Source organism: Actinomyces sp. Z5 (genome assembly GCF_003287795.1).
Lineage (GTDB): Bacteria > Actinomycetota > Actinomycetes > Actinomycetales > Actinomycetaceae > Actinomyces > Actinomyces glycerinitolerans.
In genome coordinates this window covers 1-13959 of sequence record NZ_QMIN01000018.1, presented here as the reverse complement: position 1 = coordinate 13959, position 13959 = coordinate 1, and the positions used below count along the sequence as shown (strand labels likewise).

The 13959-nt window shown below is 69.8% G+C and carries 13 protein-coding genes; 9 read left to right on the top strand and 4 right to left on the bottom strand.

What is annotated here, in order from left to right:
• Nucleotides 1–70: 70 nt before the first annotated feature.
• The 3 genes from DRB06_RS02050 to DRB06_RS02040 are packed head-to-tail and all read right to left on the bottom strand — an operon-like array spanning nt 71 to nt 2966.
• The gene (locus DRB06_RS02050) at nt 71–487 is read right to left on the bottom strand and encodes a hypothetical protein (protein ID WP_073332927.1); all 417 of its coding nucleotides are present in this window, start codon (nt 485–487) and stop codon (nt 71–73) included.
• A 2-nt stretch (nt 488–489) separates the two neighbouring features.
• Nucleotides 490–2118, bottom strand: a complete 1629-nt coding sequence (locus DRB06_RS02045; RefSeq protein ID WP_108967777.1) for a hypothetical protein — start codon at nt 2116–2118, stop codon at nt 490–492.
• Complete coding sequence (locus tag DRB06_RS02040) at nt 2115–2966, bottom strand: ABC transporter ATP-binding protein (RefSeq protein WP_108967774.1); 852 nt, start codon at nt 2964–2966, stop codon at nt 2115–2117. Before DRB06_RS02040 ends, DRB06_RS02045 begins: the two co-directional genes overlap by 4 nt.
• Nucleotides 2967–3110: 144 nt before the next feature.
• Between DRB06_RS02040 and pyrH the strand changes: the two genes are divergently transcribed.
• The 9 genes from pyrH (at nt 3111) to DRB06_RS01995 (ending at nt 12448) form a co-directional block, all read left to right on the top strand.
• Nucleotides 3111–3863 carry a UMP kinase gene (gene pyrH, locus DRB06_RS02035; protein ID WP_073332934.1) on the top strand — a complete coding sequence of 251 codons (753 nt, stop codon included), beginning with the start codon at nt 3111–3113 and terminating at the stop codon, nt 3861–3863.
• A gap of 121 nt (nt 3864–3984) precedes the next feature.
• Nucleotides 3985–4542 (top strand): ribosome recycling factor, encoded by a 558-nt coding sequence (frr, locus tag DRB06_RS02030; RefSeq protein ID WP_073332937.1) that lies wholly within the window; start codon nt 3985–3987, stop codon nt 4540–4542.
• Between the two features lie 50 nt (nt 4543–4592).
• Entirely contained in the window at nt 4593–5522 is a 930-nt protein-coding gene (locus DRB06_RS02025; RefSeq protein ID WP_073332940.1) for a phosphatidate cytidylyltransferase, read from the top strand.
• Nucleotides 5523–5690: 168 nt separating this feature from the next.
• Nucleotides 5691–6944 carry a 23S rRNA (adenine(2503)-C(2))-methyltransferase RlmN gene (gene rlmN / locus DRB06_RS02020; RefSeq protein ID WP_395994415.1) on the top strand — a complete coding sequence of 418 codons (1254 nt, stop codon included), beginning with the start codon at nt 5691–5693 and terminating at the stop codon, nt 6942–6944.
• Nucleotides 6941–7486 carry a DivIVA domain-containing protein gene (locus DRB06_RS02015; protein WP_073332945.1) on the top strand — a complete coding sequence of 182 codons (546 nt, stop codon included), beginning with the start codon at nt 6941–6943 and terminating at the stop codon, nt 7484–7486. Before rlmN ends, DRB06_RS02015 begins: the two co-directional genes overlap by 4 nt.
• An 8-nt stretch (nt 7487–7494) precedes the next feature.
• Nucleotides 7495–8802, top strand: a complete 1308-nt coding sequence (gene dxr / locus DRB06_RS02010) for a 1-deoxy-D-xylulose-5-phosphate reductoisomerase (protein ID WP_111819012.1) — start codon at nt 7495–7497, stop codon at nt 8800–8802.
• Nucleotides 8803–8814: 12 nt separating this feature from the next.
• Nucleotides 8815–10131: an RIP metalloprotease gene (locus DRB06_RS02005; RefSeq protein WP_073332950.1), complete on the top strand. Its 1317-nt coding sequence runs from the start codon at nt 8815–8817 to the stop codon at nt 10129–10131.
• A gap of 108 nt (nt 10132–10239) precedes the next feature.
• Nucleotides 10240–11421: a flavodoxin-dependent (E)-4-hydroxy-3-methylbut-2-enyl-diphosphate synthase gene (gene ispG / locus DRB06_RS02000; RefSeq protein WP_073332953.1), complete on the top strand. Its 1182-nt coding sequence runs from the start codon at nt 10240–10242 to the stop codon at nt 11419–11421.
• Between the two features lie 43 nt (nt 11422–11464).
• Complete coding sequence (locus DRB06_RS01995; protein ID WP_111819011.1) at nt 11465–12448, top strand: GNAT family N-acetyltransferase; 984 nt, start codon at nt 11465–11467, stop codon at nt 12446–12448.
• A 261-nt stretch (nt 12449–12709) separates the two neighbouring features.
• On the opposite strand, the gene DRB06_RS15725 is transcribed toward DRB06_RS01995, so the two are convergent.
• Nucleotides 12710–13228 carry a hypothetical protein gene (locus tag DRB06_RS15725; protein WP_146750778.1) on the bottom strand — a complete coding sequence of 173 codons (519 nt, stop codon included), beginning with the start codon at nt 13226–13228 and terminating at the stop codon, nt 12710–12712.
• Between the last annotated feature and the right edge of the window lie 731 nt (nt 13229–13959).

The following is a 13959-nucleotide window of genomic DNA, read 5'->3' as shown; positions in this document are numbered from 1 at the left end:
CAAGCACCGGGGTCCCCGTGAGCGCATGCTCGCGGGGACCCCGTGTTATATCTCGGGTGCTTACGGGCGCTCAGGCCACCAGTATTTCGACGAGCCGGTTCCAACTGGTGCCGTGGGCAACGAGGTACTCATTCAGGCGGGCGTCGTCCTGCTCCAGTGCGGCCGCCGCCAGATGACGCGCGGAGACATCGGAGTCGACCGCCAGCGCGACCGCCCGCACCGAGGCCGCCTTGGCGCGGTCGTCGAAGCCGATCGGCCGGGGCAGGAGCCGCCCCAGGCCGCGGCGGGGAGCGTCGGCGGTCGCCTCCTGCACCAACTCCTCCCAGCTCAGTTGGTGGGGCGTGCCGACGAGTGCCTCCACCTCGGGGCTGGTGCGGAGCGCGGCGACGAACACATCCAGGGGCTCGGCGTTGCCTGCCCCCCGTTCCTTCGCCACCGCGCGGGCGTCCTTGAGCACCGTCTTGGCGCTCTCGTCCATTCCTGCCATGATCATTCCTCCGTTTCGGCGGGACTTTGAGTGGTTGTGTTGAGGTGTTTGGCGGCCGTCCGGCTGTCAATGCGTACCGCGTACCGCGAGGCGGACCAGCTTGCGAGGGCGATGTGCAGCAGTGCCCACGAGGCCAATGCGGTGGCCCCGACTTGAGCGGCGATTGCCACAAACCCGGGTGCCAATGCTGCCGTGCCCTGGCCGACGGCGAGGACCAGCGGCCCTCCGAGGGCGGCAAGCCCGCCGACGCCGCTGGTCAGGTGGTTCGAAATGCCTCGCGCTGCTAGGAGCGCGGCGGACACGGAACACGCCGCGGCGAACAGCGGCCAGGTGAATGCGCAACCGAGTGCGATGGCCACGGCACCGCCGGGCAGGCGAGCCTGGGCGCCGCCGAGGACGGTCAGCAGGCAGATCAGGCACGTTTGTAATGCGGGCAACAGACAGCTCCACGCACCCACGTACAGTGCGTTACAGCGGGTACTGCTCGCCGCAGAGAACAGGGGGTAGCGTGCTTCCGCTAGGGCGCCGTCCAAAGCGCATGAGGAAGCTGCAAATCCGCCTACGATCAGGAACGCGATTGGCCACCACTCCGGGAGCAGCCAACCGATCAGCCGGCCGACCCCATAGGCCGCCAGCGCCTCGAATACGAGGACCCTGCCGGAATGGCGGCGTCCCGCCTCCCACCACTGGCGGATTACTAAGGCGGCCGCCCCACGGACGACGGCGGGCATGTTCCCGCTGGACGCATGTGCCGGGCGCATAAGGGCCAATGCCGCCGAGGCGTCCCGACTCTCGGCCAGGTCGAGGATTGCGGCCAGCTGGTACGCGGGTGCCGCCCACAGCGGAGTCAGCCCGGGCGCCACCGCGATCACCACCGCGTAGATCAAGGCGGCGGCAGCGGCGAGCAGTATGGCCGATCGCCAGTGCCCGGTCAGCGTCATGAAGATGTCGCCCAGCAGGTTCAGTGCCCTCACCCCCTGTTCCGACACGCGGGCGAGCACACTGCATACCAATACTGTCGTCGGACTCCACCATGCCAGGGTCAGGAGCGGGCGCGTGCGGGGAAAAGCCCACGTTGCGCAGCCGCAGGCCAAGCGCGCGCTGGTCATCCAGACTCCGAGACTGCTCAGGACTGTCCACAAACACAGGCGCGACTCCAGTTCCGCCCACTGCGTGGGGGCCACCCCGGAGAGTACGGCGGCCAGGTACAGGCCGCCGATTACGGAGGCCGACAGACGGGCGAGAATGCCCGCGGTTAGTGATACGCGAATCAAGGAGCCGGAGTCCACAACGCCGATATCACCGGTGCCCAGAATGACGGGAGGCCGGGCGACTGAATGGGTGCCCCAGACCGTGAGGGCACCGACCAGTACGGCGCCGAGCACATCTCGCAGCAGCCAGTCGGGGATGGCAGATGCGCGCCCGGATGGGGGCGCTACCAGGATCCAAAGCAACCGGCCGCTGACGACCACCACGGCGATACCAGCAAGACGCCCCGGCCAGCTCTTAAGCAGTCCGACCGCCTTGTGTCGAACGCCGCGCAGACGGGCCTCCAGCAGTACCAGTACCAGTCGCGAGACGTGCTGTCGGGCACGCTGGCGCGCGGCGGTGGGAACAACGTCGGCGGTCATGGACTCGTCCCGTCGAATTCGGCCAGCCGGGGTCGGGAATCGGAGCGGCGGCTGACGGCGGCGAAGGCGGCCTCGAAGGCAGTCTTGTCGGGGGAGGGCTCGCCGAGACGCACGAACTGGGTGGGCGTGCCGGAGAACACGAGCTCACCGTGGTCCAGGACCAACAGCTCGTCGGCTACCCGCTCGGCGATGTCCAGCCGATGCGTCGACACCAGCACGCAGCACCCCTGGTCGCGCAACTGCTCCACCAGCGACATGAGCATCTCCTGGCCCGCCGGATCGAGCCCATCGAAGGGCTCATCCAGGACGAGGACTCGCGCGCCCTGGCGCACCGCGCAGGCGAGCATCAGCCGCTTCTTCAACCCCTTCGAGAGTTTGCTGGCCAGCAGGTCCGCGTGCTCATCAAGTCCCAGCGCCTTCAGAAACTGTTCCTCCTGCGCCCGGCTGAACCGGCTGAGGCCGAACAACGCCTCCACCAGCCGCAGATGCTCGCGCACAGTCAATAGCGGGTATACCAGCGAAGAGTCGGGAACGTATCCGACAGTGCGGTCCGCGAGCGCGCCGTCCTCCGGCAGCACGATGCGAGCACTCCCGCGGCTGATGGACTCGTGTCCGACGAGGATCCGCATAAGCGTGGTCTTGCCCGCCCCATTGGGGCCGAGGAGGCAGGTGATGGCGCCGTAGCGGACATCCAGGGTGACCTCGTTCAGAACCGTGGGCCCGCCGAAGCGTTTGCTCAGCGCGCGTACCTCGATAGCGTTGGCGTCAGTGTCTTGGCATGTCGTCCTGTCGGTCAGGTGCCGACATTCCTCCGGGGATGACGCCTCGCTGAGCCTGAATCCGAACACGGCTGCTCACTCCGTCGATATACGCTTCGTCACTCCCTGACTCTATCGTTACCTCCGGCGCGGAACCACCCTGTGCAGGTAGGCTGTGCGCAGCGCCCGCATCGAAGCCGCTGAACCGTCCGCACCCAGCAGGAGGCACCACGCATGAGCGAGTCCCCGGACCGCGACGACCGCATCGCCCACGGCACCCATCCCCGGCGGGTGCTATTGAAGCTCTCCGGTGAGGTCTTCGGCGGTGGGGCGGTCGGCCTGGATGCCGACGTCGTCGCCGACGCCGCCCAGCAGATCGCCACCGCCATCAAGCAGGGCGTGCAGGTAGCCATCGTGGTCGGCGGCGGCAATTTCTTCCGCGGCGCAGAACTGTCCGCCCGGGGTATGGATCGCGCCCGGGCCGACTATATGGGCATGCTCGGCACGGTGATGAACGCGCTCGCCCTGCAGGACTTCATCGAGAAGGCCGGTGTACCCGCCCGGGTCCAGTCCGCCATCACCATGACCCAGGTCGCCGAGCCCTACATTCCCCTGCGCGCCATCCGCCACATGGAGAAGGGCCGCGCCGTCATCTTCGGCGCCGGCGCCGGCATGCCCTACTTCTCCACCGACACCGTCGCCGCCCAGCGCGCCCTGGAGACTCACTGCGACGAGCTGCTGGTCGGCAAGAACGGGGTCGACGGCGTGTACACCGCGGACCCGCGCCGCGACCCCGAGGCCGTCAAGCTCGACCGCCTCACCTATGCGCGCGCCCTGGCAGACGGGCTGCAGGTCGCGGACGCCTCCGCCTTCGCCCTCAGCCGCGACAACGCCCTGACCATGCGCGTGTTCGGCATGGGGGAGCCCGGCAACATCACCCGCGCCCTGCTGGGGGAGGACATCGGCACCCTCGTCACCCGCGACTAGCCTCCGGCCGCGCCATCCGCGCGGCGCCCTCCGCGCTCGGCCGTACGGGCGAACGCGCCAAAGGCTGAACCACAGCCGACCGACAGCCCATCAACACTGCTAACAACCGAAGGAACCAACCATGATCGACGACGTCATGCTCGATGCCGAGGACAAGATGGACAAGGCCCTCGACGCCGGCAAGCACGAACTCGCCGCCATCCGCACCGGCCGCGCCAACCCGTCCATGTTCAACGGAATCGTGGTCGACTACTACGGGGCGCCCACGCCCCTGCAGCAGCTCGCCTCCATCACCATTCCCGAGGCCCGTTCCGTGATCGTCAGCCCCTACGACCGCGGCGCCATGAAGGAGATCGTCACCGCGATCCGCGAGTCCGACCTGGGCGTGAACCCCACCGACGACGGCACCGTCATCCGCGTGACCCTGCCCGTGCTGACCGAGGAGCGTCGCCGCGACTACGTCAAGCTCGCCCGCTCCCGCGCGGAGGAGTCCCGCGTGCAGGTGCGCGGTGTGCGCGCCAAGGCCAAGAAGGAGCTGGAGGCCATCAAGCGCGACGGCGAGGCCGGCGAGGACGACGTCAAGCGCGCCGAGGCGGAGCTGGACGCCCTGACCAAGCGCTACGTCGAGCAGATCGACGCCGCACTGGCCACCAAGGAGGCCGAGCTCCTCGAGGTCTGAGCCCCGCCTCGACCCCGAACCGCACCAGTACGCCGCCCACCGTGAGCCTGTTGTCCACCCTGCTCGCCCCGCCGCCGACGCGCAACCGCGCCCCCCTGCCCGCCACCGGGCGGGCGGGACGCAACCTGCCCGCCGCCGTCGGGGTCGCCGTCGTCCTGATCGGGGCGATCCTGGCCTCGCTGGTCTTCAACAAGATCGTGTTCGTCGGCGTGGTGGTCGTGGCCGTGTGCGGGGCCCTGTGGGAACTGGCCGGTGCCTTCGCCCGCAAGGGCATCCGACTGCCGCTGGCACCGCTGTGGATCGGCACCCTCGGGGTGGCGGTGTGCGCCTGGCGGGCGGGCGCGGAGGCCGCCCTGGGCGCCTACATCGCCACCGCCGGCGCCTGCGTGGTTTGGTGCTTCCTGGATCAGGCGGAGGCCGAGTCCGGCACCGCCCTGGAGGAGGCCGGCCATGATGTGCTGCGCACCGAGGCCCACGACGCCGTGCGTCGCTCCCGCTCCGTGAACGCCTCCGCCTCCGTGTTCGCCGCCACCTACCTGCCCTTCCTCGCCGGGTTCGCCGTGCTGCTGGTCGCCCAGACGCACGGGGTCGGCAAGGTCCTGACCCTGATCGCCCTGCCGGTCGCCAACGACACCGGCGGCTGGCTGGCCGGTATCAACTTCGGCAGGCATCCCATGGCGCCGAGCGTGTCGCCGAAGAAGTCCTGGGAGGGCTTCGCCGGCTCCCTGCTGGCCGCCGTCGGCGCCGGCGCGGTCTGCCTGTGGGCGTTGGACGGGCCGGTGTGGGCGGGCGCGCTGCTGGGCGCCACCGTGGTGGTCATCTCGACGCTGGGCGACCTGGGGGAGTCCCTGCTCAAGCGCGACCTCGGACTGAAGGACATGGGCACCCTCCTGCCCGGCCACGGCGGTCTCATGGACCGGCTCGACTCCATCCTGGTGGCCGCCCCGGTGGTCTACGTATTCAGCCTCCTGGTCGGGTGACCCGGCGATGCACCAGATGCTGCGCCGTCGCCCCGGGACTGTGACCGACGCCGTGGCAGTGGCGGCTTGGCCCGAGTACGCTGCCGCTTCGGCCGCTCGTGTCCGCGAACGCGCTCGACTCTCACAATCGGAAGGATCATGGCCCCAGTGAGCAGCAACTCCGCCGTCATCCGCGCACGCGGCCCACGTGCCGGGGCCGCCCGTACGGCCACGCCGCGCCGCGACTCCGACCGCGTCCAGGTGCTGCCCACCGATCAGCCGCCCGAGGGCGCCACCAGCCCCGACGCTCGCCCCCGCCTGTCCTTCGCCGTTCCCCCCGCCCGTGGCAAGGCCCCCCGGCACCTGGCCGACCTGGACCTGGCCGGCCGCAAGCAGGCACTGCGGGAGGCCGGTCTGCCCGCCTTCCGCGCCGACCAGCTCTCACGCCACTACTTCACTCACTTCACCCGCGACGCCGCCGACATGACGGACCTGCCCGCCGCCCAGCGCGAGCAACTGTGCGCCGAACTGCTGCCCGACCTGATCCACGAGGTGCGTGCCCTGCGCGCCGACGGCGGCCGCACCATCAAGCACCTGTGGGAGCTTTACGACGGCGTGCGCGTGGAGTCGGTGCTCATGCGCTATCGGGACCGCACCACCCTGTGCGTCTCCTCCCAGGCCGGCTGCGGCATGGCCTGTCCCTTCTGCGCCACCGGCCAGATGGGGCTGACCCGGAACCTGTCCACCGGGGAGATCATCGAGCAGATTCGTCACGCCGCCGCCCTGTCCGAGGCCGGCGGTCTGGCCGGTGGCCCCGCCCGCCTGTCCAACGTCGTGTTCATGGGCATGGGCGAGCCGATGGTCAACTACAAGAACGTGGTGGCGGCCCTGCACCGAATCATCGACGCCGCCCCGGAGGGCTTCGGCCTGTCCGCCCGCGGCGTGACCGTCTCCACCGTGGGCCTGGTTCCGCTGATCCGCAAGCTCGCCGGTGAGGGCCTGCCGGTCACTCTGGCCGTCTCCCTGCACGCCCCCGACGACGAACTGCGCGACGCCCTCATTCCCGTCAACTCCAAGTGGAAGGTCGGCGAGCTGCTGGACGCCGCCCACGACTACTTCGAGGCCACAGGCCGGCGCGTCTCCATCGAGTACGCCCTGATCAAGGACATGAACGACCACGCCTGGCGCGCGCAGCTGCTGGCCGACGAGCTCAACCGCCGCGGCCACGGCTGGGCCCACGTGAATCCCATTCCCCTGAACCCCACCCCCGGCTCCATCTGGACCTGCTCCGAGCCGGAGGTCCAGGACCGTTTCGTCGACACGCTCCGGCGTGCCGGCATCACCACCACGGTGCGAGACACTCGTGGCAGCGACATTGACGGCGCCTGCGGCCAGTTGGCCACCGAGGTGCTCAAGCAGGAAAGGGCGGCGCACACGCGATGAGCGACATGTTCCCCAGGGTCGGCATGCTTAAGCAGGGCTACCGCGTCGAGCAGGTGGACGGCTACTTCGAGACCGCCCACGAGATCTACGACGCCGGCGAACTGGCCGAGATGGACTCCGAGGGGGTGCGCACCGTCGCCTTCGACATCGTCCACGGCGGCTACCGGCCCGACGCCGTCGACGCCGCGCTGGACCGGCTCGAGGCCGCCTTCCTGCAGCGCCGCCGCGCCGAGTACGTGGCCACCAACGGCCGCAAGGCCTGGATGGACCAGGTGGCCCAGTTGGCCACCACCCTGTACCCGCGGCTGCTGCGCCCGGCCGGTGAGCGCTTCGCCCCCGCCGCCCGGCGGGGGTACGAAAAGGAGGCCGTCGACGCCCTCATGGACCGCATTGCCGCCTACTTCGACTCCGACGGCGCCCTGACCTCCACCCAGGTGCGTGCCGCCGTCTTCCCCGCCGCCCGCGGGGACAAGGCCTATGACGAGGCCAGCGTCGACCGCTTTCTCGCCCGGACCGTCGAGGTCCTGCTGTCGGTGGAGTAGGGCACACCATGACCGCAACCGCTTCGGGTGATCCCGCGCGCGCCGTCGTCCTGCTCGGCTCCACCGGTTCCATCGGCACCCAGGCCCTCGAGGTCATCGACCACCTGGCCGCCCACCCCGGCGCCCCGGGTGAACCCGGCCGGGTCCCGGCGCCGCGCGTGTCCGGTTTGGCCGCCGGCGGCGGCCGCCTGGAACTGCTGGCCGAGCAGGCTGTCGCCCACCGCGTGCCCCGCCTGGCGGTGTCCGCCTCCGCCGGCGACGTCGTACCCCGGCTGCGCGCGGCCCTCGCCGACGCCGCCGCCCGTGCGGGCCGGCCCGACCCCGTCACCGCGATCCTCGCCGGCCCCGGCGCCGCCACCGAGCTGATTCAGGCCGCCGGCGTGGGGGAGGGGGACGTGGTCCTCAACGGGATCACCGGCTCGGTCGGCCTGGCCCCCACCCTGGCCGCCCTGCGCTCCGGCGCCACCCTCGCGCTGGCCAACAAGGAGTCCCTGGTGGTCGGCGGTGCCCTGGTCAAGCGCGCCCTGCGCCGTCCCGGACAGGTCGTGCCCGTCGACTCCGAGCACTCGGCCATCGCCCAGGCCCTGCGCGCCGGCGTCCACGAGAAGGGGCTGACCAGCCCCGACGTCACCGGCCGCAGCGAAGTGCGACGGCTGATCCTGACCGCCTCCGGCGGGCCCTTCCGCGGCCGTACCCGCGCCGAACTCGCGGGCGTCACCGCCGCCCAGGCCCTGAACCACCCCACCTGGGCGATGGGCCCCGTGGTCACCGTCAACTCCTCCACCCTGGTCAACAAGGGGCTGGAGCTGATCGAGGCGCACCTGCTGTTCGACGTCGACCCCGCCGACATTACCGTGGCCGTACACCCCCAGTCCGTGGTCCACTCCATGGTCGAGTTCATCGACGGCGCCACCATCGCCCAGGCCTCCCCGCCGGACATGCGCCTGCCGATCGCGTTGGGCCTGACCTGGCCGCACCGCCCCGACCTGGCCGGCCTGGTCCGGCCCCAGCCCTGGACCGATCCCACCGCCTGGGCCTTCGAGCCGCTCGACGCCGATACCTTCCCGGCCGTGGACCTGGCCCGCGCCGCCGTGGCCGCCTCACCCACCCACCCGGCCGTCTTCAACGCCGCCAACGAGCAGGCCGTCGCCGCCTTCCTGGACGGGCGCCTGCGCTGGCTGGACATCGTCGCCATCGACGCCGCCGTGCTGGAGGCCCACACCGGGCACGCCGACCCCGGCCTCGATGACGTGCTGGCCGCCGACGCCTGGGCGCGCGCCCGCGCCGACGAGCTGATCGCCGCCCGTACCCGCTGACCAGGAGACCCCTTGAGCCATACCCTTGCCTACATCCTGGGCATCGTCATCCTCATCATCGGCATCGGCCTGTCCGTCGCCCTGCACGAGTTGGGCCACATGCTGCCCGCCAAGCACTTCGGCGTGAAGGTACCCGAGTACTTCATCGGCTTCGGCCCCAAGCTGTGGTCCACCCGCCGCGGTGAGACCGAGTACGGCATCAAGGCCATCTGGCTGGGCGGCTACGTGCGCCTGCTGGGCATGCTGCCGCCCGCCCGCCCCGGCCACCCGGACAAGCCCGGCTCCATGGTCGCCGAGGCGCGCGCGGAGTCCCTGGACGAGCTCGGCCCCGACGAGCAGGACCGCGCCTTCTACCGCCTGAGCGTCCCGAAGAAGCTGCTGGTCATGGCCGGCGGCATCCTCACCAACCTCGCCCTGGGCGTCATCTGTCTGACCGTCGCCCTGGGGGTGATCGGGCAGCCCGCCTACACCGCCACCCTCGCGTCGGTGTCCGAATGCGTCTCCTCCGACATCGACGCCGGCGCCGCGTGCACCGACGCCGACCCCACCTCCCCGGCCGCCGCGGCCGGATTGCAGGTAGGCGACACGATCGTGTCCTGGGACGGTGAGCCCACCGCCACCTGGGCCGAGGTGCAGGCGGCCATCGCCGCCTCCGGCACCGAGCCGGCCGACGTCGTCGTCGAGCGCGATGGGCAGGCGCTGACCCTGACCATCACGGCCGTGGAGGTGCCCCGCACCGTCTACGACGCCGAGGGCAACCCCGCCACCGACGCCTCCGGAGAGGTGATTACCGAGCCGCGCCCGTATGTGGGCATCGGCCCCTCGCTGGGAACGGTGCGCACCCCGGCCGGGGAGATCCCGCGGGTGGTGGGTGACGCAGTCGGACAGACCCTGAAGGCGATCGTGACCCTGCCGGCGGGCCTGTACCACGCCGTCGCCGCCGGACTGGGCCTGGAGGAGCGCAACGCCGAGGGCCTGGTCAGCCTGGTCGGGGTGGGGCGCATCGCCGGGGAGGTGTCCAGCGCTGGCACCGGCACGGATATGGGTCTGCCCTTCTCGGTGCGCCTGTTCTCCATGCTCAGCCTGCTCGGCTCGCTGAATCTGGCCCTGTTCGCCTTCAACCTCATTCCGCTGCTGCCGCTGGATGGCGGGCACGTCGCCGGCGCCTGCTGGGAGGGCATCCGTCGCCTGTGGGCCCGCGCTCACGGCAACCCCGATCCCGGCTACGCCGATACCGCCAGGATGCTGCCGGTCGGGCAGGTCGTCTTCTACCTGCTGATTCTCATGGCCGTGCTACTCATCTGGGTTGACATCGTCGCGCCCATTTGAGCGGTGGGCGGCGCGGGCTGCGGAAACGCCGCCCCGGGAGGCGAATCGCACCCCGGTGTGAGCCGGCCACCACGGCGACCGGGCTCGCCCGGTGCCATACTGTGAGGCGTGACAGAAGCGATCGCCCTAGGCATGCCAACCGTGCGTGAGGAGCCCCCGGTGCTGGCGCCCCGCAAGCCCACCCGCAAGATCCGCGTCGGTGACGTGGAGGTCGGGGGCGGAGCCCCCATCTCCGTGCAGTCGATGACCACCACCAAGACCCACGACGTGGGGGCGACCCTCCAGCAGATCGCGGAACTGACGGCGGCCGGCTGCGACATCGTGCGGGTCGCCTGCCCCACGGACAAGGACGCCGAGGCCCTGCCGATCATCGCCAAGCAGTCGCGCATCCCCGTCATCGCCGACATCCACTTCAACCCCAAGTACGTGTTCGCCGCCATCGAGGCCGGCTGCGGGGCCGTGCGCGTCAACCCCGGCAACATCCGCAAGTTCGACGACAAGGTCGCCGAAATCTGCAAGGCCGCCTCCGACCACGGCACCTCCCTGCGCATCGGCGTCAACGCCGGCTCCCTGGACCCGCGCCTGCTGAAGAAGTACGGCAAGGCCACCCCCGAGGCCCTGGTGGAGTCCGCCGTCTGGGAGGCCGGCCTGTTCGAGGAGTGCGGCTTCCACGACTTCAAGATCTCCGTGAAGCACCACGACGTGGTCACCATGGTGCAGGCCTACCAAATGCTCAGCGAGCGCGGCGACTGGCCGCTGCACCTGGGCGTGACCGAGGCCGGCCCGGCATTTCAGGGCACCATCAAGTCCTGTGCCGCCTTCGGCATCCTGTTGGCGCAGGGCATCGGCGACACCATTCGCGTGTCCCTGTCCGCCCCGCCCGTGGAGGAGGTCAAGGTCGGCACCAAGCTGCTGGAGTTCATGGGGCTGCGCGAACGCAAGCTGGAGATCGTCTCCTGCCCGTCATGCGGGCGCGCCCAGGTGGACGTGTGGTCGCTGGCCGAATCCGTGGAGGAGGGGCTGAAGGACGTGTCCGCCCCGCTGCGCGTGGCCGTGATGGGCTGCGTCGTCAACGGCCCCGGTGAGGCCCGCGAGGCCGACCTCGGCTGCGCCTCGGGCAACGGCAAGGGCCAGATCTTCGTGCGCGGCAAGGTCATCAAGACGGTTCCCGAGGACCAGGTGGTGGACACGCTGCTGGAGCAGGCCCAGATCATGGCCGAGCAGATGCGCTCCGAGTTCGGCGAGGCGGCTCTGGCCGGCACCTCACCGAGTGTGGTCGCCAGCGTCTGAGCCCCGCCGTAATGCCCCGATTCCTGCAACCGCCCGCATCCGCGTGAACCTGTTCGGCCGCCGCCCGACGTCGCCGCTCACCCCGCTCGACCCGGCCCAATTGGACGGGCTGCTCGAGTTGTGCGCCCTCGACCCGGTCGCCGGCGTCGCCCTGGCGCACCAGGTGCTGCGCTGGCCCAGTTGGGCGCGCGGGGATGTGGTGGTCGCCGCCGACCCCTGGCGGACTGTGGCCGGCGCCTGGGCCACCGGCTCACTCATGCCCTTCGGCCTGGCCGCCCGGCCGGAGTTGGGACACCCGGGCGCCGGGGACGAGGTGGCCCGCGCGCTCGCGGACCACGCCTTCCGGCGCCTGACTCGCCGCGGCTCGGTGGCCGGACCGGTGGCGGACGTCGCCGCCGTGTGGGAGCACCTGGCGGCGGCCGGCATGCGCTCGCGGGAGGAGCGCTGGGAGCAGCCGCTGCTGGTGGCGCCGCGGGGGACGGGCGGCACGTTGGCGGCCGACGCCCTGGCACGGCGCCCGGAACTGGCCTGGGTGGCGGCGGGGGTGCATCGGGCGGCGCCGACGGAGGAGGCGCTGGTGCTGCCGGCGAGCGTGGCGATGTTCACCGGCGAGCTCGGCTACGACCCGACCACCTCCGGGTCCTCCTACGCCCGGCACGTCGGCTGGCTGGTGGGTTCCGGCCGCAGCTATGTGCTGCTCGACGACGGCGCCGGCGGTCCCGTCGGGCAGGATGCGGTTGCCGGCGGGGGAGCCGCCGTGGCCTTCAAGGTCGACGTGGGCTCCCTGTGGCTGCGGCCGGGCGGCTCGGTGGCGCAGTTGACCGGTGTGTGGACCCGCCCGGACCTGCGCGGGCGCGGCATCGGCTCGGTGGCGCTCGCAGCCGTGGTGGACGCGGTGCGCCGCGACCACGTGGGTGCCGACGGTGCGGTGAGCCTGTACGTGAACTCCTTCAACGCTGCCGGCCTGGGGCTGTACCACGGTCTGGGCTTCAGACGCGTGGGCACCTTCGCCACCGTGCTGCTGTGAGGGAGAGCGCGCCTGTGCGTGTTTTCTGCCGCAGGAGTGTTGGCCTCATTGCTTGTGAGCGAGTCTGTTGGCGTCCCCCAATCTGTTCGACTCTTCCTGATGCCGCAACATGCGCACTATTTCACCTAGTGACCGAGCGATGTTTACGAGCGTGCAGGTTCCAACAATGATACCGATGAAAACAACTAGATCCTGGATTAGAGTCCAGTAGTCAACCCAAGTCGTCATGGCTCCTCGACACCCTCCTTTGTCCCGATTCCGTCAGTGCTCAGTAGTAGGACGACGTTGTGAGATGTGAACCGTACGATGTGACGTACATTCCCCTGGTGTGGGTTCCCTAACCGCCGTAACTAGCGAAGTCTCCGAGGACGAGAATTCTGTTCGAGGCGACTCGCTGAGCGCGGAAGGAGCCACCGCCATAGGTCGCATCACCGCCTGCGCCCCAGAAATTAGTGATCCGTGACCCGTAGCTTGGCTAGATGCCGTATACTCCTGGTCGGCAGTGAAGGAGCCGTCGGCATAGATCTTGACGTGAATGATAGATGTGCCCGATGTTCTGTCCTCTGTAATGATGGGAGCGCTTCCCTCCTTGTCGGCGTCAAGCGTCTCGTCGTTCTTGACCTTGTCGATCGCGTACTGCTGCAGTTCGGATGGAACCCCGTATGAGGTCAACCAGTCCCGCGGTGCTTGTTCATCGGCGGTTGTCGCGGCTTGGCTCGGCGGCGCGAGCAGTGCCAGGCAGAATACGGCAATCAATGCGGCAATCTTGATGGGGGGCACATGATGATCTCCTTCGACGTTGAAGTGGCGAGAAATACCCCACATATAGAGTATAGCATGCAACTGTCAACTGTGGGTATGGAATCGGTGAGTGGATGCGGGAAGACGTCGAGGTCGTGTTATATAGGTCATTTGAGCCAGTGATCGATGCTGGCGATGTGGGTGGTGGCTCGGTAGCGTACGGCGAGTTTGTCGTACCTGGTGGCCATGGCCCGGTTCTGCTTGAGCTCGCCGAAGCAGCGATCTACGGCGTTGCGGTCCTTCTGTTCTCACGCCACCCGTGATATCCCGAAGGCCTCACCCTATCCCGCACACCACGCCGACTTGCACAACACGACCTAAAGCAACACGTTCACACCGATAATCGGGCGCTTCCGGTTTGCGGGTGTGAGGTCCGGCCGGGGCTGTGGTGTGGGGTGGTGGTCGGGGAGATGCGGTCGTGCTCGGGTCGGCGGGGACGTCGTCGGGCCGCCGAGGACGCTCTCCCGTGAGGCGTCCTCGAGGGCCGGGGCGTGTCCTCTAGCAACCCCGCCAGGCCATCCGGACCGGCTCGTCGTGCTTGTGGATGTGGCGGCCGACGTGTCTCCGGGCGAGGAAACCGGTGAGCCTGCCGGTTCACCACGGTGACCGCCGCCCAGCTGTCACTGATTGCACCACTTTACCTGCCCGGACACGAGCCACCTAGCGCACATCGTTGAAATCATGCGGTTCTGTCGACCAAGGTTCCGGCA

Coding starts and splice junctions, on each gene's coding strand:
- DRB06_RS02015 (WP_073332945.1), top strand. CDS start 6,941: ATGAGCGACATGTTCCCCAGGGTCGGCATGCTTAAGCAGGGCTACCGC.
- dxr (WP_111819012.1), top strand. CDS start 7,495: ATGACCGCAACCGCTTCGGGTGATCCCGCGCGCGCCGTCGTCCTGCTC.
- DRB06_RS02045 (WP_108967777.1), bottom strand. CDS start 2,118: ATGACCGCCGACGTTGTTCCCACCGCCGCGCGCCAGCGTGCCCGACAG.
- frr (WP_073332937.1), top strand. CDS start 3,985: ATGATCGACGACGTCATGCTCGATGCCGAGGACAAGATGGACAAGGCC.
- pyrH (WP_073332934.1), top strand. CDS start 3,111: ATGAGCGAGTCCCCGGACCGCGACGACCGCATCGCCCACGGCACCCAT.
- DRB06_RS02050 (WP_073332927.1), bottom strand. CDS start 487: ATGGCAGGAATGGACGAGAGCGCCAAGACGGTGCTCAAGGACGCCCGC.